We start from the raw sequence: 15,730 nt of genomic DNA on the forward strand, positions 1-15,730 counted from the left end.
CGGCGACAACGCCGAGCTGAACGTCGAGCTGATCACCCCGATCGCCATGGAAGAGAAGCTGCGCTTCGCCATCCGCGAAGGCGGCCGCACCGTCGGCGCCGGCGTCGTCTCCAAGATCAACGAATAGTTCTCGCTGATCTGACGATCTGAATGCGAGCGGCCCCGGGGAACCCGGGGCCGTTTTGCTTTCCGGAACAACTCCTCACCCCGTCATCCCCGGGCTTGACCGAGGATGACGGGAGGGTGGCAGGAGCAGCCGCGAACCCTAGATAAACCGCACCACCACGCCCGGTTTGACCCCGGCGGCCAGCTGTTCGGCGTCCCAGTTGGTCAGGCGGACGCAGCCGTTCGAGGCGGTCTTGCCGATCTTGGACGGATCGGGCGAGCCATGGATGCCATAGGTGTCGCGCGACAGGTCGATCCACACCGTGCCGACCGGATTGTTCGGGCCCGCGGGCAGAACGACCTTCCGGTCGCCCCGGTCGTAGCTGACCCGTTCCGGATCGTAGGTGTAGTCCGGCTCGGGCGCGACGCCGGTCACGGTGACCGTGCCGGAGGGGGCCGGCCGCTCCCTGGAGCCGATCGTGGCCGGATAGAAGGCCAGCAGTTTCCCGGCGGCGTCATAGGCGCGGGCCGAGCGCTCGGTCTTGTCGACCACGATCCGGGCGACGCCGGCCAGCGGCGTGTCGGTCACGGCCGGGACGACGATGGTCTGGCCGGCGCGGCGGAAGTCGACGCCGGGGTTGAGACCCTGCAGCAGCGCCTCGGTGATATGGAAGCGTTCCGCCAGCCGTTCGCGCGCGCTGGTAAAGTTCGTTCCGGTCCGGGCGATGTCGGCCAGTTCGCCCGCTGCGGGCGGGCTGAAGGGGCCGGCGACGTCCTCCGCCGTCGTCACATATTGCGTCATCACCCGGGCCGTATCGGCGGCGGCGAGATGCTGGAGCAGGGCGGCGTCGGCGGCGTCGCCCGAGCCGAGGTTGTTGGCCTTGCGGTAGGCGGCGATGGCCTGCCGCGTGTTGTCGCCGGCCAGCCCGTCGATCATGCCCGGGGAGAAGGGGGTTCGGTCGAGCAGGATCTGCAGGCGCACCAGACCCGCGTCGGGCGGCGTCGCGGGGGCAGGGGCTCCTGTCTCCGCGGTCGCGGGTGCTGGAGCGGACGAAGGTGCAGCGGTTCCGGGAGCCGCCGGAGCCTGCGGCACGCCCGCCTCGATCTGGGCGACGGTCAGGACGGGGGCGCCGGCCTGGGCGGGCGCGGGGCGCGATGCCGGAGCCCGATCGGCCTGGTCGGGATCGGGCGCGCCGCAGGCGGCGAGGGCGGCGAGGCTGGCGGAGACGAGGATCAGGCGAAGCGACATGGGAATCCGGGTGCGACTGTGTCCGAACCCAATCCCCGGAAGCCCTTGTCGTTCCGTGCGCTGTTCAACGGAGGGCGGCCGCCAGTCCCTCGGCGGTGATTTCCGCCCAGCAGGCGTAGCCCGCATCATTCAGATGCAGGTCGTCGGGGCCGACGCCCCCACGCTCGAGTCCCGACCAGTCCGACATCGCGGAGAACCGGCGAACGACCGCATAGCCGATGCGGCCGCCCTCCAGATCGATCAGCCGCGCCATTTCTCCCAGCGCCGGATTGCGGCCGCGGAAGGCGGGATTGGCCGTGCCTTCGGGCAGACGTTGCGGATCGATCAGCAGGACATCGACGCCGGCGCGGTCGAGCGCGGCCTGGCCGCGCCGGAAGTCGGCGAAGACTTCGTCCATGGGCCGGTCGCGCAGCATGTCATTGGTTCCGAGCTGCCAGATCACCAGGTCGGGCTGGTTGGCCGCGATTTCGCGCGCCAGTCGGTCGGCGGTCTCCTTCGCCGTCTCGCCGCCGATCCCCCGGTTGATGACAGTGACCTCGACCCCCGGCAGGCGACCTTCCAGTCCAGCCTCGAGGAGGGGAACGAAGGCGAGGTCCGGGCGGCTGGCGCCCGCCCCCTCGATGGACGAGGACCCCATGGCCAGTATGACCAGCCGGCCGGAGGCGACCGCCGCGCGGCTGTCATCCAGACCGCCGTTGGCGACGACATGGTCGGCGGAGACCGGGCAGGCCCCCGCCGCGGCCTGGGTCAGAAGAAGTAGGGAAAGCGCGGCGGCCGTGATCAAGGATTGGGCTTTCCGGTGGCGGGGTCGGTGGCGGTTTCGCCCGAGTTGGACGATCCTTCCGAGCCTTTTGGTTCAGTGGCGGGACGAGGCGGCTGGCCTTCCCGCGCGGGCGTGCGCTGGGCTTCGTTTTCGGTCTCCCGATTGGGTGGACGACGGGGGTCGGTCATGGTGGGCTCCAGAAAAAGGCGATGGCGGCTGGATTGGCAACGCCGGCCGCACGGTGAAGGCTCCGCACAGAATTCGTTCACCATGAACGCTCACCGGCCTGAAACGGGCTGCAGTCTATCTTCCCACGCTGAGGCGGTCCCGGACGGACAATGCCACGGGACGATCGAATGGCTGGGCTTGAGGTGGAAATCGTCGCGATCGACGCGCTGGGCGAGACCCGGTGGGCGTTGTGGCGCGACATGCTGGTGGCCGATCCGGCGCTGAACAGCCCCTATTTCCGGCCCGAGTTCGCCCAGGTCGCGGGCCGTGTCAGCCCGGACGCCGCGATCGCCGTCTTTTCGCGGGGCGGCCGGACCGTCGGCTTTTTCCCGCATCAGAAGCGGGGTGGGGCTACGCAGCCCCTGGCCGCGCCGATGAACGACTATCACGGCGTCATCGCCTTCCCGGGCGAGGCCCCGTCACTGGAGGAGGTGGCGGCCATGCTGGGCGCAACCCGGCTGAACGTCACGGCCTGGGTCGGCGAGACCGGTCTGGGCGAAGACCGCCGCACGGTCCAGGTCGAGCTGGGCGAGGGCGGCTATGAAGGCTGGTACGCCGACCGCCGGGCGAACCAGGGCAAATTCTTCAAGGACAAGGAGCGCGCGCGCCGCAGCATGGAGGCCGAACTGGGACCCCTGCGGGTCGAGCGCGGCCTGCGTGATCCTGTTCTGCTGGACTGGCTGATCGACCTGAAGCGGGACCAGTACCGCCGCACCTCGCGCCACGACATCTTCGCCTGCGGCTGGACGGCCGAGCTGCTGCATGCCCTGCTCCGGGAAGACCGCGACGGCTTCGGCGCCTCCATGGCGGGCCTGTGGGCCGGCGACCGGCTGACGGCGATCGAATATTCGCTGCACGCGGGCGACCAGTATCATTTCTGGTTTCCGGGCTATGAGCCCAGTCTGGCGCGCTGCTCGCCAGGAATCCTGCTGAGCATGGACACCATGCGGCTGGCGTCGGAGCTGGGCTACCGCACCTTCGACTTCGGGTTCGAGGGCGAGCACTACAAGAAATACTTCTGCAACGGCGCGCGCATCGTGCGCGAGGCCGTGGTGCTGAAGCCCGGCCTGGGCGCGGCCGTCAGCGAGGCGGCTGTCGGCGTGCTGGGCGGGCGCGGCCAGCGGCTGCGCACCAGCGTGCGGCGGCGCTGGGCGGCGATCGAGGCCTGCGAGACCACCCCGGGCGCCCGGCTCAAGGGCGCGATGCAGGCGGCGGGCGCGGCCCTTGCAAAGGCCCGGCAGACGTCGACCCGACCCGTTCCGGCCTGAGACAACCATGAACGCCGCCCGCACCCGCTATTCCGGTCCGATCAAACAGGCCGAGGTCCATCCGCACAGCCTGGTGGAGCAGGGCTTCGCCTCCGACGAGTCCCTGGCGGCTGTGCTGGACCGCTATCCGGCCGACCTGTTCGACATCAATCTGTACGACTACGACGAGGCGGGTCAGGTCTCGCTGCGCACGGGCGCAAGGGGCCGGCTGAACGGCGAGGAACTGCTGGCGGCGATCCAGCAGGGCCGGCTGTGGGTCAATCTGCGCGAGATCGAGACCGGCTGGCCCGAGCTGTGGGCCGCGGCCATGGCCGAGTTCCGCACGGTGCAAGGGGGCTATCCGGGCCTCAGGGCCGTGCGCAACGCCGGCCAGCTGATCCTGTCCTCGCCCAAGGCGCGGGTGCCGTATCATTTCGACGCGGCGGGGGTGGTGCTGTTTCACCTGCGCGGCCGCAAGCGGATCTTCGTCTATCCGGGCGACGAGGCCCATCTGGCCGAGGCGGACATGGAACAGGTCGTGTCGCGCCAGACGACCGAGGAACTGCCCTATTCCCTGGCCTTCGAGGCCGACGCCCAGGTGATGGACCTGGAGCCCGGCCAGGCGCTGACCTGGCCGATCTATGCGCCGCACCGGGTCGAGAACCTGGACCGGTTCTGCGTCTCCCTGTCGATGGACTTCCAGACCTGGCCGTCGCGGTTCAGGAACGGCGCCCTCTATACCAACGCCGTCCTGCGCAGCCGGGGCGGGCGGCCGCGCATGACCGACCGGATGACGGGCCCCGAACTGGCCGCCCGCTGGGCCGCCTCGCTGGCGCTGAAGCGGGTCGGGGGGCTGAAGAGCCGGATCGCCCATTTCGAGCGCGATTTCGAGCCGGAGATCGGCGTGGCCGACGGCGCGGGCGCGCTGCGGGCCTGAGCGCCTTTCTTACAATGGCGTCATGACCTCGATTTAAGCTGACTCGGCGCCTCGCCGGTCGCACCTTCCCGTTACATTCCGGGAGGGAACGCCGTCATGAAACTCGCCATCGTATCCGCCGCCGCCATCGCCGCGGCGCTCGCCGCCGGCCCCGTCGCGGCCAAGGACGGGCCGTCCGCCAGGATCGAGCATGCCGTCGCGCGCGTCGTGGTCATAGTGGAAGACCGCGCCGACATCGGCGTCGAAATCGAGCAGGGGACATCGGGCCTCCCGACGGTCCAGGTTCGCCGCCGCGGCGGCGACGTCATCATCAACGGCGGTCTGAAAGGCGGCCTGTTCGGCAACAGCGCCATCCGGAACTGCCAGTCGGCCCCCGACGGCGCCCGCCAGCCGGGCGAAGGGGCCTCGGTCGAGGTCCGCCGGGTCGGAACCGTAAGACTGGCCGACGCGCCGCTGATCGTTATCCGCACGCCCCGGGCCGTTGAGGTCGATGTGAACAGTGGAGCCGTCTTCGGCGCCGTCGGCCGCGACGCCTCGTCGATCGAGCTCAACAACGGGGGTTGCGGCGACTGGACCGTCGCCAATACGGAAGGGACCATGTCCCTGTCCATCATGGGGTCGGGCGACATGCGGGCCGGAACGTCCAGCCGGCTGGAAGCCAGCATCATGGGCTCGGGCGACATCCAAGCCGGCGCGACGGGCGGGCTGGAGGCCAACGTCATGGGATCCGGCGACATCAGCGCCGCCCGGGTGGACGGTCCGGTCGAGGCCAACATCATGGGGTCGGGCGACATCAACATCCCCGGCACGGTGACGAACATCGAAGCCAACATCATGGGCTCCGGCGACATCAACGTCGGCGGCGCGACCGGCGCCGTTTCTCAAAGCGTCATGGGTTCCGGGAATATCGTGATCGCCGGCCAGGCGGTGCGCCAGCCCCGCCGCGACCGCTGATCAGCCGGCCAGCCGGACGCATCAACAATCATACTCTTTGAGGGAAGGTCCCCATGAAACTCATCATCGCATCCGCCATCGCCGTCGCCGCCGTGGCAGGTCCCGCCTTCGCCAAATCCGGCCCCGAGGTCGAGATCCGCCACGCCGTGGCCCGCGTCGCCGTGGTCGTCGAGGACCGCGCCGACATCGCCGTGGAGGTCGAACAGGGCTCGTCCGGCCTGCCGGCGGTGCAGGTCACCCGTGACGGCGCCAACGTCCGCATCGACGGCGGCCTCGGCGGTCGTCGCGGCCTGTTCGGCCGGGGCGATGGCCTGCGCAACTGCCGGTCCGGTCCGGACAATGCCCGCACGCCGGGCGAGGGCGCTTCGGTCGAGGTTCGCAACGTGGGACGGGTCAATCTGGCGGACGCGCCGCTGATCGTCATCCGCACGCCCCGCAATGTGAATGTGGACGCGGCCGGCGCCGTCTTCGGATCGATCGGCCGGGGCTCAGCCTCGATCGAGCTCGGCAATTCGGGCTGCGGCGACTGGAATGTCGCCAACTCCGACGGCCGCATGTCGCTGGCCGTTGCGGGTTCGGGTGACATCCGCGCCGGAACTTCGTCGGAACTGGAAGCGAGCATCTCGGGCGCCGGGTCGATCACGGCCGGCGCCACCCGGGGTCTGGACGTCTCGGTGTCCGGGGCCGGCGACGTGATCGTCGCCCGCGTAGACGGGCCGACGGAGATCAGCCTCGCCGGCGCTGGTGACGTGACGGTCCGGGGCGGCACGGCGCCCACCCTCAGCATCAATGTCGCCGGCGTGGGCGATGTCGACTTCGACGGCGTGGCCGGAGACGTGGATGTCTCCCTCGCCGGGGTCGGAGACGTCAACATCGCCCGCGCGACCGGCTCGGTCAGCCGTTCGGTCGCCGGCCTTGGCGACATTCACATCGGCGCCTGACCTCCCTGTCAGCCGCCGTGACGGAGAAGGCCCGGGAGCGTGGAACCCTCCGGGCCTTTTTCCTGTCTGAAGACATTGCGCAACGAAAAGCCCCGGCGGATCACTCCGCCGGGGCTCTGTTGTCCGGGGCTCGAGGCGCTGCTTACAGCGCGCCGGCCAGGGCTCCGATGCCGGCGACGGTGCGGCCCAGGTCCGCGCCTGCGCGTTCGCGGGTCTGCAGGTCGCCGCCGAACGAGAAGCGCAGGCCGACCATGACGGTGTCGGCTTGCAGGTCGAAGTCCTCGAACTCGGCGTGGGTATAGCCGGCCGTCAGGCTGATGCCCGTGTCCGCGAACTGGTATTCGCCGCCGACGTTGGCCGCGTAGCCGTCCGTGTCCAGGCCGCCGGCGTCGACGGTGCTCCAGCCCAGGCCGCCGTTCACGCGGAATTTCGGCGTGATGAAGTAGGCGGCGTCGGCGCCGACGCTCCAGATATCGGCGTCCGCGCCTTCGATGGTCTCATAGGCGACGGAGCCCGTCAGGGTGGTCTTGTTCAGGCGGGTCTGGGCTTCAGCGCCGAACGACCACAGCTGCTCGTCGCCGACTTCCGCGCCGCCGGCGAAGGCGCCGACGCGAACGTCGCCGAAATTGCGGCTGGCGTGGACGCGGCCGTTGACGTTGGTGTCGTCCTGATTGGCGGCGCCGTCGAGGTTGTAGGCGAAGGCGCCGTCGAGGGTGACGGTCCAGTCGCCGGCGACCGGCACCGCGAAGCCGGCGTCCACCGCCACGCCTTCACCTTCGGCGGTCAGGCCGGCGAAATCGACCTCGGTGTTGGCGTAGGTTACGCCGATGGAACCGACGCCGTCCTGGGCAAGGGCGGGAGCGGCGGCGAAGGCCGCCACGGCGGCGGTGGCGAGGAAGAGAGACTTCATTCTTGTTTTTCCATTCTCGCACGCGGGGAGTCGCGCTGCGGAGCGGCGGTGCTACCAACGGCAAAGCTGGCGTGGCCATTACAAAGACGTCACAAAACAGATGCTTGGGCCGTCTGTAGCCCTGCGGCCACGCATTGTGGCGACGCTGCGGCCAACAAGCGTAAGCATAACGGCGCACTGTGAATCCGGGGTCAGGAACGAGGGGTGAAGCGGGCTCTCTGCTCCCTTCGCCCGCCGTAGAGCCGGGCGCGCGATCCGTTTGCGAACCGCAAAGAGGAGGGTGAGGCGGTTCGGGCCGCCGGATTCGGCGGGAACGGGGTAAACCCAGCCTCCGCCACGTTTTCGCCGCTTGACCAAATCGGAATCGGCGGTCATAAGCCCCCACTCTTGTTGGACCGGCTGTGCACCCCGCGTGTTTTTGGGGTGCAGACGCGGTTCGCAGGAACGACCTCGGACCTGTTCTTTGCAGTGACCCAGGACTTCAACGGCCTTCGCGGTTCGCTGCGTGGGCCGATCGTTTTTGCGGACGTGCGTACTCTGAAGGCTTCGGCCTGAAGACCTCCGGTCTTTGAAATGGTTCACAGGGACGCAGGTTCGCCTGCTTGGGAAATACGACCGATATGGATCAAAGCATCCGCATCAGGCTCAAGGCCTTCGATCACCGCGTCCTCGACTTTTCGACGCGCGAAATCGTCAACACGGCCAAGCGCACGGGCGCGACCGTTCGCGGTCCGATCCCGCTGCCGACCCTGATCGAAAAGTTCACCGTGAACCGCTCGCCGCACGTCGACAAGAAGTCGCGCGAGCAGTTTGAAATCCGCACGCACAAGCGTGTCCTCGATATCGTCGACCCCACCCCGCAGACTGTGGACGCGCTCATGAAGCTCGACCTGTCCGCCGGCGTGGATGTCGAGATCAAGATTTAATAAGAAAGAGGCGGGATCCGATGCGCACGGGCGTGATCGCCAAGAAGCTGGGCATGACCCGCGTGTTCGCCGATGACGGCGCGCACGTTCCGGTCACTGTGCTTCAGCTAGACGGCTGCCAGGTCGTCGGCCAACGTACCCAGGAGCGTGACGGCTACGTCGCTCTCCAGCTGGGCGCTGGCACCAAGAAGGCCAAGAACACCAACAAGGCTCAGCGCGAATCCTTCGCCAAGCTGGAAGTGGAACCGAAGGCCTATGTCACCGAGTTCCGCATCGATGCGGACGCCATGATGGACGTGGGCTCCGAGTTCTCGGCTGACCACTTCGTCGCCGGCCAGAAGGTCGACGTCCAGGCCGAGACCATCGGCAAGGGCTTCGCCGGCGCCATGAAGCGCTGGAACTTCGGCGGTCTGCGGGCGACCCACGGCGTCTCGGTCTCGCACCGTTCGCACGGTTCGACCGGTCAGCGTCAGGATCCGGGCAAGACGTTCAAGGGCAAGAAGATGGCCGGCCACTACGGCACGGAAGTCGTCACCACCCAGAACCTCACCGTGTTCCGCGTCGACGTCGAGCGCGGCCTGCTGCTGATCAAGGGCGCCGTGCCCGGTCACGAAGGCACTTGGGTCAAGGTTCGCGACGCCATCAAGAAGGCCCGTCCGGCCGACGCCCCGTTCCCCGGCGGCGTCAAGTCCAGGGGCGGTTCGGCTGCTGCGGCTCAACCGGCTGAAACGCCGGCCGAGGAAGCCCCGGCCGTCGAAACCACCGAAGGCGGTGAAGCGTAATGAAACTCTCGGTCATCAAACTCGACGGCAAGGCCGCCGGTGACGTCGAACTGTCGGACGCCGTTTTCGGCATCACCGACATCCGCGGCGACATCCTGGCCCGTTACGTCAACTGGCAGCTGGCCAAGCGCCGCGCCGGCACCCACAAGGTCCAGACCCGGAACGAGAATTCTCGCACCGGCAAGAAGATGTACAAGCAGAAGGGAACCGGCGGCGCCCGTCACGGTTCGCGTCGCGCCCCGCAGTTCGTCGGTGGTTCGCGCGCCTTCGGCCCGGTCGTTCGCGACCACGGCTTCTCGCTGCCCAAGAAGGTCCGCGCCCTGGCCCTGCGTCATGCGCTGTCCTCCAAGGTCGTCGCCGGTGATCTGGTCGTCGTCGACAGCATCTCGCTGAAGGACGCCAAGACCGCCGGTCTGCGCGAAACCCTCGGCAAGCTGGGCTGGACCCGCACGCTGATCATCGCCGGTCCGGAGGTCGACACGAACTTCGGTCTGGCCGCCCGCAACATCCCGATGGTCAACGTCCTGCCGAACGCCGGCCTGAACGTTTACGACATCCTGCGCGCGGACAAGCTGGTGCTGACCAAGGCGGCCGTCGAGGCCATCGAGGCTGCCTACGCCGACTACACCCCGTCGCGTCGCGAAGCCGAGGCCGCCAAGGCCGCCAAACCGGCTGCCAAGACGAAGAAGGAGGCCGCGTAATGGCCGGCGCTCAACCCACCGCAAAACACTACGACACCATCCTGGCTCCGGTGATCACCGAGAAGGCCACGATCCTGTCGGAGCAGAACAAGGTCGTGTTCCGGGTTTCCGGAACGTCGACCAAGGACGAGATCGCCGCGGCGGTCGAAAGCCTGTTCAAGGTCAACGTCCTGAAGGTCAACACCCTGGTTCAAAAGGGCAAGACCAAGCGCTTCCGCGGCATCATGGGCCGTCGGGTCGACATCAAAAAAGCGATCGTGACGCTGGCTGAAGGCCAGTCGATCGACGTCACCACGGGGCTCTGATCAGATGGCCTTGAAAACCTACAATCCGACGTCGCCGGGCCGCCGCGCCCTGGTGCTGATCGACCGTTCGGAGCTCCACAAGGGACGCCCCGAGAAGTCGCTGACCGAAGGCCTGACCAAGTCGGGCGGTCGCGGCGCCGGCGGTCGTATCGCCGTCCGCTTCCGCGGCGGCGGCGCCAAGACGCTGTACCGCAAGATCGACTTCAAGCGCCGCAAGTTCGCCTCGGCGACGGTCGAACGCCTGGAATACGATCCGAACCGGACCGCCTTCATCGCCCTCATCGTCTATGAGGACGGCGAAAAGGCCTACATCATCGCGCCGCAACGCCTGAAGGCGGGCGACACGGTCGTGGCGGGTGAAAAGGTCGACGTGAAGCCGGGCAATGCGATGCCGCTGCGCTCGGTGCCGGTCGGCACGATCATCCACAACGTCGAAATGAAGCCGGGCAAGGGCGCCCAGCTGGCCCGCTCGGCCGGCGCCTACGCCCAGCTGGTCGGCCGCGACGCCGGCTACGCCCAGATCCGTCTGGGTTCGGGCGAGCTTCGCATGGTCCTGGACGGCTGCATGGCCACGGTGGGCGCGGTTTCGAACCCCGACCACATGAACCAGAACCTCGGCAAGGCCGGCCGCGTCCGTCACATGGGCTGGCGTCCGCACGTTCGCGGCGTCGCCATGAACCCGATCGACCACCCGCACGGTGGTGGTGAAGGCCGGACCTCTGGTGGTCGCACCCCGGTTACGCCGTGGGGCAAGGACACCAAGGGCACCCGCACCCGCAAGAACAAGGCGACGGACAAGTTCATCATCCGTACCCGCCACGTGAAGAAGGCTCGCTAACCGATGGCCCGCTCCTCCTGGAAAGGCCCGTTTGTCGACGGGTATCTGCTGAAGAAGGCCGAGACGGCAGCGTCGTCGGGCCGCAAGGACGTGATCAAGACGTGGTCGCGTCGCTCCACCATCCTGCCGCAGTTTGTCGGCCTGACCTTCGGTGTCCACAACGGCCTCAAGCATGTGCCGGTGTCGGTTTCCGAAGAAATGGTCGGCATGAAGTTCGGCGAGTTCTCCCCGACCCGGTCGTTCCCCGGGCACGCGGCGGACAAGAAGGCCAAAAGGAAGTAACTGATGGCCCAGACAAAAAATCCCCGTCGGGTCGCCCCGACCGAAGCGCGCGCCAAGCTGGTGAACGTCCGGATCAGCCCTCAGAAGCTGAACCTGGTCGCCCAGTCGATCCGCGGCCTGCCGGTGCAGAAGGCGCTGAACGAGCTGGAATTCAGCCGCAAGCGCATCGCCACCGACGTCCGCAAGGTGCTGTATTCGGCCGTGTCGAACGCCGAGAACAACCACAACCTCGACATCGACAACCTGGTCGTCGCCGAGGCCTTCGTGGGCAAGAACCTGGTGATGAAGCGTTTCGCGAGCCGCGCTCGTGGCCGCTCGTCGCGCATCCTGAAACCTTTCGCGGAGATCACCATCGTGGTGCGCGAAGCTGGTGAGGCCGCCTGATGGGTCAGAAAATCAATCCGATCGGTCTGCGCCTCGGCGTCAACCGGACGTGGGACAGCCGCTGGTTCGCCCGCGGCGCCGAATACGCCAGCCTGCTGCACCAGGACCTGAAGCTGCGCACGTGGCTGAAGGAACGCCTGAACGCCGCCGGCGTGTCGCGCATCATCATCGAGCGTCCGCACAAGAAGTGCCGCGTGACGATCTACGCCGCCCGTCCGGGTGTCGTGATCGGCAAGAAGGGCGCCGACATCGAGAAGCTCCGCAAGGACATCTCGGCGCGCACCGAGGGTGAAGTTCACCTGAACATCGTCGAAGTGCGCAAGCCCGAGACGGACGCCCAGCTGATCGCCGAGAACATCGCGCAGCAGCTGGAACGCCGGATCGCCTTCCGCCGCGCCATGAAGCGCGCGATGCAGTCTGCCATGCGTCTCGGCGCCAAGGGCGTCCGCATCAACGTTTCGGGCCGCCTCGGCGGCGCTGAAATCGCGCGGATGGAATGGTACCGCGAAGGCCGCGTGCCGCTGCACACCCTGCGCGCCGACATCGACTACGGCTTCATCCAGGCCAGGACGACGTACGGCATCATCGGTGTGAAGGTCTGGGTCTTCAAAGGCGAAGTCCTCGAGCACGACCCGATGGCGCAGGACAAGCGCTGGGCCCAGGAAGCTTCCGGCCCGTCGTCGAACGAAGGCCGTGAACGTGGCGGTCCGCGCGGAGACCGTGGTCCCCGCCGTGGTCGTGAGGGCTAAGTCATGCTGCAACCGAAGAAAACCAAGTACCGCAAGGCCTTCAAGGGCCGCATTCACGGCGCCGCCAAGGGTGGCTTCTCGCTGAACTTCGGGTCCTATGGCCTGAAGACGGTCGAGCCGGAACGCATCACCGCGCGTCAGATCGAGGCGGCCCGCCGCGCGATCACCCGCCAGATGAAGCGTCAGGGCCGCGTCTGGATCCGCGTCTTCCCCGACCTGCCCGTCACGGGCAAGCCCGCCGAAGTCCGCATGGGCAAGGGCAAGGGCGCCGTGGATCACTGGGCGGCGCGCTGCCACCCGGGCCGGATCCTGTTTGAAATCGACGGCGTGCCGGACGACATCGCCCGTGAGGCCCTGCGTCTTGGCGCCGCCAAGCTGCCGGTCCGTACGAAGGTGGTCACCCGCCTCGACGCCGGTGTCTCGCACGTGGAGCACGTCGGAGCATGACCAAGATCGCCGACCTCCGGGCCCAGACGCCCGACCAGCTGTCCGACGAGCTGCTGAAGCTCAAGAAGGAACAGTTCAACCTGCGCTTCCAGGCCGCTACCGGCCAGATGGAAAAGACCCATCGCGTTTCGGAAGTGCGCAAGGACATCGCCCGTATTTCCACGCTTCTGCGTGCGAACCGCGCGGCGGGTTAAGGAAACGAAGATGCCCAAACGAGTTCTCGAAGGCGTGGTCGTCTCCGACAAGGGCGACAAGACTGTCGTCGTCGTCGTCCAACGCACGCTGCTGCACCCGGTCCTGAAAAAGATCGTGCGCCTGTCCAAGAAGTACCACGCTCACGACGAAGCGAACGCCCTCAAGGTCGGTGACCAGGCTCGCATCATCGAGTGCGCCCCCAAGTCCAAGCTGAAGCGCTGGGAAGTCCTGTCGGACTCCTCGGCCTCGGCCTCGTAAGAAGGATCGGATCTCATGATCCAGATGCAAACTAACCTGGAGGTAGCCGATAATTCGGGTGCTCGCCGGGTCATGTGCATCAAGGTGTTGGGCGGCTCCAAGCGCCGCTACGCCTCGGTGGGCGACACGATCGTCGCTTCGGTGAAGGAAGCCATTCCGCGCGGCCGCGTGAAGAAGGGCGACGTCGTGCGCGCCATCGTCGTGCGCACCGCCAAGGACATCATGCGCAAGGACGGCTCTGTCATTCGCTTCGACAAGTCGGCCGCCGTCATCGTCAACAAGCAGAACGAGCCGGTCGGCACGCGGATCTTCGGCCCGGTTCCCCGCGAACTGCGCGCCAAGAACCACATGAAGATCATCTCTCTGGCTCCGGAGGTCCTGTAGTCATGGCCGCCAAGATCAAAACGGGCGACAACGTCGTCGTCCTGACCGGCAAGGACAAGGGCCGCACCGGCAAGGTGACCAAGGTCCTGCCGGCGACGAACCGCGTGCTGGTGCAAGGCATCAACATGGTTCAGCGCCACACCCGCCCGACCCAGGCCGACCCCCAGGGCGGCATCAAGAACAAGGAAGCGTCGCTTCACCTGTCGAACGTCGCGATCGCCGACGCCAACGGCAAGGCCACCCGCGTCGGCTTCAAGATCGAAGGCGACAAGAAGGTCCGCTTCGCCAAGACGACGGGAGACGTCATCTAATGGCCGACACCAAATACACACCGCGCCTCAAGGGCGAGTACAACGACCGCATCAAGGGCGTGCTGACCGAGAAGTTCGGCTACACCAACCCGATGCAGATGCCCAAGCTGGACAAGATCGTCCTCAACATGGGCATCGGCGAAGCCGTCGCCGACTCCAAGAAGGCCACGGCGGCCCTCAAGGATCTGGCCGCCATCGCCGGTCAGAAGCCCGTCGCCACCAAGGCCCGCAACTCCATCGCCGGCTTCAAGCTGCGCGAAGGCATGGTCATCGGCGGCAAGGTCACGCTGCGCGGCGACCAGATGTACGAGTTCCTGGACCGCCTGATCACCATCGCGCTGCCGCGCGTGAAGGATTTCCGCGGCCTGAAGCCGACCTCGTTCGACGGTCGCGGCAACTACGCCATGGGCCTCAAGGAACACATCGTGTTCCCCGAGATCAACTACGACCAGATCGACCAGATGTGGGGCATGGACATCATCGTCTGCACCACGGCCAAGACCGATGACGAAGCACGCGCGCTTCTCACCGAGTTCAAGTTCCCGTTCGTGACGAACTGAGCGGGAAGGGAAAAGCACAATGGCTAAGAAAAGCGCCGTAAACCGCAACGAGATGGTCAAGGCCCTCGTCGCGAAATACGCCGACAAGCGGGCCGCCCTGAAGGCGACCGCCAACGATGAATCCCTGCCGCTTGAGGAGCGTTTCGAAGCGCGCCTGAAGCTGGCCAAGCTGCCGCGCAACTCGGCCGCCAACCGGATTCGTAACCGCTGCGAAGTGACGGGCCGTCCGCGGGCCTTCTATCGCAAGCTCAAGATGAGCCGTATCGCCCTGCGCGAACTCGGCAACCTGGGTCAGATCCCGGGTCTGACCAAGTCCAGCTGGTAAGGGGAGCGACAGACATGATGATCAACGATCCCCTGAGCGACATGATCGCTCGCATCCGGAACGCGCACATGCGCAAGCGTTCCAAGGTGCTCACCCCGGCTTCCCGTCTGCGCCAGCGCGTCCTCGACGTGCTGCAGGACGAAGGCTACATCCGCGGCTATTCGCTGGTTCAGAACCCCGGCGAATTCCCGCAGTTCGAGATCGAGCTCAAATACTTCGACGGCCAGCCGGTCATCGCCGAGATCGCCCGCGTGTCCAAGCCGGGCCGCCGCGTCTACTCCGCGATCTCCGACCTGAAGCCGATCAAGAACGGCCTGGGCATCTCGATCCTCTCCACGTCCAAGGGCGTCATGTCGGACACCGCGGCTCGCGAAGCCAAGGTGGGCGGCGAAGTCCTCTGCAGGGTCTACTAAGATGTCCCGTATCGGAAAACGCACCATCGAGATCCCGAAGGGCGTGACTGTCACGCTCGACGGCCAGACCGTCTCGGTGAAGGGTCCCAAGGGCGAACGCTCCTGGACCGTCGCTGAAGAGATCGAAGTCACCCAGGGCGACGATGGCCTGAACCTGGCCATCCGCGAGGACAACCAGCGTTCGCGGGCCATGTGGGGCCTGTCGCGCACCCTGGTCGACAACATGGTCGTCGGCGTCACCACGGGCTTTGAAAAGAGCCTGGACCTGGTCGGCGTCGGTTACCGCGCCGCGATGAAGGGCAACGCCCTGTCGCTGCAGCTCGGCTTCTCGCACGACGTCGACATCCAGCCGCCTGCCGGCGTCACCTTCGCGGTGCCCAAGCAGACGGAAATCAAGATCACCGGCGCTGACAAGCAGGCCGTCGGTCAGATCGCCGCCGTCATCCGCAAGCTGCGTCCGCCGGAGCCCTACAAGGGCAAGGGCGTCCGCTACACGGGCGAAAAGGTCCGGCGCAAGGAAGGCAAGAAGAAGTAAG

The 15,730-nt window shown here is 67.0% G+C and carries 25 protein-coding genes and 1 pseudogene; 22 read left to right on the forward strand and 4 right to left on the reverse strand.

Translation table 11 applies throughout. The features are described from left to right. A pseudogene (gene tuf / locus BrevBR_RS15675) lies at positions 1-127 on the forward strand (elongation factor Tu); the annotation flags it as partial. Between the two features lie 138 nt (positions 128-265). On the opposite strand, the gene BrevBR_RS15680 reads toward tuf, so the two are convergent. From BrevBR_RS15680 to BrevBR_RS15690, 3 genes are all read right to left on the reverse strand, one after another. After that, entirely contained in the window at positions 266-1,354 is a 1,089-nt protein-coding gene (locus tag BrevBR_RS15680) for a L,D-transpeptidase family protein (protein WP_340001564.1), read from the reverse strand. A gap of 64 nt (positions 1,355-1,418) precedes the next feature. Then, the gene (locus BrevBR_RS15685; RefSeq protein ID WP_340001566.1) at positions 1,419-2,138 is read right to left on the reverse strand and encodes an SGNH/GDSL hydrolase family protein; all 720 of its coding nucleotides are present in this window, start codon (positions 2,136-2,138) and stop codon (positions 1,419-1,421) included. Then, positions 2,135-2,305 carry a hypothetical protein gene (locus tag BrevBR_RS15690; RefSeq protein ID WP_332641459.1) on the reverse strand — a complete coding sequence of 57 codons (171 nt, stop codon included), beginning with the start codon at positions 2,303-2,305 and terminating at the stop codon, positions 2,135-2,137. The genes BrevBR_RS15685 and BrevBR_RS15690 overlap by 4 nt, the downstream gene beginning before the upstream one ends. 168 nt (positions 2,306-2,473) lie before the next feature. Here BrevBR_RS15690 and BrevBR_RS15695 point away from each other — a divergent pair, with 168 nt between their 5' ends. The 4 genes from BrevBR_RS15695 to BrevBR_RS15710 all read left to right on the forward strand — a co-directional run bounded on the left by BrevBR_RS15695 (position 2,474) and on the right by BrevBR_RS15710 (position 6,424). Further along, the gene (locus BrevBR_RS15695; protein WP_340001567.1) at positions 2,474-3,613 is read left to right on the forward strand and encodes a GNAT family N-acetyltransferase; all 1,140 of its coding nucleotides are present in this window, start codon (positions 2,474-2,476) and stop codon (positions 3,611-3,613) included. Positions 3,614-3,620: 7 nt separating this feature from the next. Next, entirely contained in the window at positions 3,621-4,529 is a 909-nt protein-coding gene (locus BrevBR_RS15700) for a cupin-like domain-containing protein (protein ID WP_340001568.1), read from the forward strand. A gap of 96 nt (positions 4,530-4,625) precedes the next feature. Beyond that, entirely contained in the window at positions 4,626-5,483 is an 858-nt protein-coding gene (locus BrevBR_RS15705) for a GIN domain-containing protein (protein ID WP_340001569.1), read from the forward strand. Positions 5,484-5,536: 53 nt separating this feature from the next. Further along, the gene (locus tag BrevBR_RS15710; RefSeq protein ID WP_340001570.1) at positions 5,537-6,424 is read left to right on the forward strand and encodes a GIN domain-containing protein; all 888 of its coding nucleotides are present in this window, start codon (positions 5,537-5,539) and stop codon (positions 6,422-6,424) included. Between the two features lie 142 nt (positions 6,425-6,566). Here BrevBR_RS15710 and BrevBR_RS15715 read toward each other — a convergent pair whose 3' ends face one another. After that, positions 6,567-7,334 carry an outer membrane protein gene (locus tag BrevBR_RS15715; RefSeq protein ID WP_340001571.1) on the reverse strand — a complete coding sequence of 256 codons (768 nt, stop codon included), beginning with the start codon at positions 7,332-7,334 and terminating at the stop codon, positions 6,567-6,569. A 620-nt stretch (positions 7,335-7,954) separates the two neighbouring features. Here BrevBR_RS15715 and rpsJ point away from each other — a divergent pair. From rpsJ to rplF, 17 genes are read left to right on the forward strand one after another with little or no spacing between them, the layout of a single operon-like run. Beyond that, positions 7,955-8,260, forward strand: coding sequence for a 30S ribosomal protein S10 (gene rpsJ, locus BrevBR_RS15720; protein WP_003164367.1), 306 nt, complete (start codon positions 7,955-7,957; stop codon positions 8,258-8,260). A 20-nt stretch (positions 8,261-8,280) separates the two neighbouring features. Next, positions 8,281-9,042 carry a 50S ribosomal protein L3 gene (rplC, locus tag BrevBR_RS15725; RefSeq protein WP_332641465.1) on the forward strand — a complete coding sequence of 254 codons (762 nt, stop codon included), beginning with the start codon at positions 8,281-8,283 and terminating at the stop codon, positions 9,040-9,042. Further along, positions 9,042-9,743 (forward strand): 50S ribosomal protein L4, encoded by a 702-nt coding sequence (gene rplD, locus BrevBR_RS15730; protein ID WP_332641466.1) that lies wholly within the window; start codon positions 9,042-9,044, stop codon positions 9,741-9,743. The genes rplC and rplD overlap by 1 nt, the downstream gene beginning before the upstream one ends. Further along, positions 9,743-10,048 (forward strand): 50S ribosomal protein L23, encoded by a 306-nt coding sequence (locus BrevBR_RS15735; RefSeq protein WP_168049160.1) that lies wholly within the window; start codon positions 9,743-9,745, stop codon positions 10,046-10,048. The genes rplD and BrevBR_RS15735 overlap by 1 nt, the downstream gene beginning before the upstream one ends. Positions 10,049-10,052: 4 nt before the next feature. Further along, positions 10,053-10,886: a 50S ribosomal protein L2 gene (rplB, locus tag BrevBR_RS15740; RefSeq protein WP_325741966.1), complete on the forward strand. Its 834-nt coding sequence runs from the start codon at positions 10,053-10,055 to the stop codon at positions 10,884-10,886. A gap of 3 nt (positions 10,887-10,889) precedes the next feature. Further along, a complete protein-coding gene (gene rpsS / locus BrevBR_RS15745) occupies positions 10,890-11,168 on the forward strand; it encodes a 30S ribosomal protein S19 (protein ID WP_055832138.1) in 279 nt (92 codons plus the stop codon). A gap of 3 nt (positions 11,169-11,171) precedes the next feature. Then, complete coding sequence (rplV, locus tag BrevBR_RS15750; RefSeq protein WP_056450358.1) at positions 11,172-11,552, forward strand: 50S ribosomal protein L22; 381 nt, start codon at positions 11,172-11,174, stop codon at positions 11,550-11,552. Beyond that, positions 11,552-12,301 (forward strand): 30S ribosomal protein S3, encoded by a 750-nt coding sequence (gene rpsC, locus BrevBR_RS15755; RefSeq protein WP_332641467.1) that lies wholly within the window; start codon positions 11,552-11,554, stop codon positions 12,299-12,301. The genes rplV and rpsC overlap by 1 nt, the downstream gene beginning before the upstream one ends. A 3-nt stretch (positions 12,302-12,304) precedes the next feature. Beyond that, positions 12,305-12,748: a 50S ribosomal protein L16 gene (gene rplP, locus BrevBR_RS15760; RefSeq protein WP_284223197.1), complete on the forward strand. Its 444-nt coding sequence runs from the start codon at positions 12,305-12,307 to the stop codon at positions 12,746-12,748. Then, the gene (gene rpmC, locus BrevBR_RS15765) at positions 12,745-12,942 is read left to right on the forward strand and encodes a 50S ribosomal protein L29 (protein WP_055832148.1); all 198 of its coding nucleotides are present in this window, start codon (positions 12,745-12,747) and stop codon (positions 12,940-12,942) included. Before rplP ends, rpmC begins: the two co-directional genes overlap by 4 nt. A 10-nt stretch (positions 12,943-12,952) precedes the next feature. Beyond that, positions 12,953-13,201 carry a 30S ribosomal protein S17 gene (gene rpsQ / locus BrevBR_RS15770; protein WP_055832150.1) on the forward strand — a complete coding sequence of 83 codons (249 nt, stop codon included), beginning with the start codon at positions 12,953-12,955 and terminating at the stop codon, positions 13,199-13,201. 15 nt (positions 13,202-13,216) lie between these two features. Further along, positions 13,217-13,585, forward strand: coding sequence for a 50S ribosomal protein L14 (gene rplN, locus BrevBR_RS15775; RefSeq protein WP_055832151.1), 369 nt, complete (start codon positions 13,217-13,219; stop codon positions 13,583-13,585). Between the two features lie 2 nt (positions 13,586-13,587). Further along, complete coding sequence (rplX, locus tag BrevBR_RS15780; protein WP_325741959.1) at positions 13,588-13,896, forward strand: 50S ribosomal protein L24; 309 nt, start codon at positions 13,588-13,590, stop codon at positions 13,894-13,896. After that, complete coding sequence (gene rplE / locus BrevBR_RS15785; RefSeq protein WP_056615248.1) at positions 13,896-14,456, forward strand: 50S ribosomal protein L5; 561 nt, start codon at positions 13,896-13,898, stop codon at positions 14,454-14,456. The genes rplX and rplE overlap by 1 nt, the downstream gene beginning before the upstream one ends. Before the next feature lie 19 nt (positions 14,457-14,475). After that, positions 14,476-14,781 (forward strand): 30S ribosomal protein S14, encoded by a 306-nt coding sequence (gene rpsN / locus BrevBR_RS15790; protein ID WP_056615252.1) that lies wholly within the window; start codon positions 14,476-14,478, stop codon positions 14,779-14,781. Positions 14,782-14,795: 14 nt separating this feature from the next. Next, complete coding sequence (rpsH, locus tag BrevBR_RS15795) at positions 14,796-15,194, forward strand: 30S ribosomal protein S8 (RefSeq protein WP_055832159.1); 399 nt, start codon at positions 14,796-14,798, stop codon at positions 15,192-15,194. 1 nt (position 15,195) lies between these two features. Further along, the gene (gene rplF / locus BrevBR_RS15800; RefSeq protein WP_056615256.1) at positions 15,196-15,729 is read left to right on the forward strand and encodes a 50S ribosomal protein L6; all 534 of its coding nucleotides are present in this window, start codon (positions 15,196-15,198) and stop codon (positions 15,727-15,729) included. Position 15,730: the final 1 nt, after the last annotated feature.

Source organism: Brevundimonas sp. BR2-1 (assembly GCF_037626195.1).
Lineage (GTDB): Bacteria > Pseudomonadota > Alphaproteobacteria > Caulobacterales > Caulobacteraceae > Brevundimonas.

Bases quoted from the DNA above. Each gene is read 5' to 3' on its own strand.
- BrevBR_RS15680 (WP_340001564.1), bottom strand. From the start codon at position 1,354: ATGTCGCTTCGCCTGATCCTCGTCTCCGCCAGCCTCGCCGCCCTCGCC.
- BrevBR_RS15690 (WP_332641459.1), bottom strand. From the start codon at position 2,305: ATGACCGACCCCCGTCGTCCACCCAATCGGGAGACCGAAAACGAAGCC.
- BrevBR_RS15695 (WP_340001567.1), top strand. From the start codon at position 2,474: ATGGCTGGGCTTGAGGTGGAAATCGTCGCGATCGACGCGCTGGGCGAG.
- BrevBR_RS15700 (WP_340001568.1), top strand. From the start codon at position 3,621: ATGAACGCCGCCCGCACCCGCTATTCCGGTCCGATCAAACAGGCCGAG.
- BrevBR_RS15705 (WP_340001569.1), top strand. From the start codon at position 4,626: ATGAAACTCGCCATCGTATCCGCCGCCGCCATCGCCGCGGCGCTCGCC.
- BrevBR_RS15710 (WP_340001570.1), top strand. From the start codon at position 5,537: ATGAAACTCATCATCGCATCCGCCATCGCCGTCGCCGCCGTGGCAGGT.
- BrevBR_RS15715 (WP_340001571.1), bottom strand. From the start codon at position 7,334: ATGAAGTCTCTCTTCCTCGCCACCGCCGCCGTGGCGGCCTTCGCCGCC.
- rpsJ (WP_003164367.1), top strand. From the start codon at position 7,955: ATGGATCAAAGCATCCGCATCAGGCTCAAGGCCTTCGATCACCGCGTC.
- rplC (WP_332641465.1), top strand. From the start codon at position 8,281: ATGCGCACGGGCGTGATCGCCAAGAAGCTGGGCATGACCCGCGTGTTC.
- rplD (WP_332641466.1), top strand. From the start codon at position 9,042: ATGAAACTCTCGGTCATCAAACTCGACGGCAAGGCCGCCGGTGACGTC.
- BrevBR_RS15735 (WP_168049160.1), top strand. From the start codon at position 9,743: ATGGCCGGCGCTCAACCCACCGCAAAACACTACGACACCATCCTGGCT.
- rplB (WP_325741966.1), top strand. From the start codon at position 10,053: ATGGCCTTGAAAACCTACAATCCGACGTCGCCGGGCCGCCGCGCCCTG.
- rpsS (WP_055832138.1), top strand. From the start codon at position 10,890: ATGGCCCGCTCCTCCTGGAAAGGCCCGTTTGTCGACGGGTATCTGCTG.
- rplV (WP_056450358.1), top strand. From the start codon at position 11,172: ATGGCCCAGACAAAAAATCCCCGTCGGGTCGCCCCGACCGAAGCGCGC.
- rpsC (WP_332641467.1), top strand. From the start codon at position 11,552: ATGGGTCAGAAAATCAATCCGATCGGTCTGCGCCTCGGCGTCAACCGG.
- rplP (WP_284223197.1), top strand. From the start codon at position 12,305: ATGCTGCAACCGAAGAAAACCAAGTACCGCAAGGCCTTCAAGGGCCGC.
- rpmC (WP_055832148.1), top strand. From the start codon at position 12,745: ATGACCAAGATCGCCGACCTCCGGGCCCAGACGCCCGACCAGCTGTCC.
- rpsQ (WP_055832150.1), top strand. From the start codon at position 12,953: ATGCCCAAACGAGTTCTCGAAGGCGTGGTCGTCTCCGACAAGGGCGAC.
- rplN (WP_055832151.1), top strand. From the start codon at position 13,217: ATGATCCAGATGCAAACTAACCTGGAGGTAGCCGATAATTCGGGTGCT.
- rplX (WP_325741959.1), top strand. From the start codon at position 13,588: ATGGCCGCCAAGATCAAAACGGGCGACAACGTCGTCGTCCTGACCGGC.
- rplE (WP_056615248.1), top strand. From the start codon at position 13,896: ATGGCCGACACCAAATACACACCGCGCCTCAAGGGCGAGTACAACGAC.
- rpsN (WP_056615252.1), top strand. From the start codon at position 14,476: ATGGCTAAGAAAAGCGCCGTAAACCGCAACGAGATGGTCAAGGCCCTC.
- rpsH (WP_055832159.1), top strand. From the start codon at position 14,796: ATGATGATCAACGATCCCCTGAGCGACATGATCGCTCGCATCCGGAAC.
- rplF (WP_056615256.1), top strand. From the start codon at position 15,196: ATGTCCCGTATCGGAAAACGCACCATCGAGATCCCGAAGGGCGTGACT.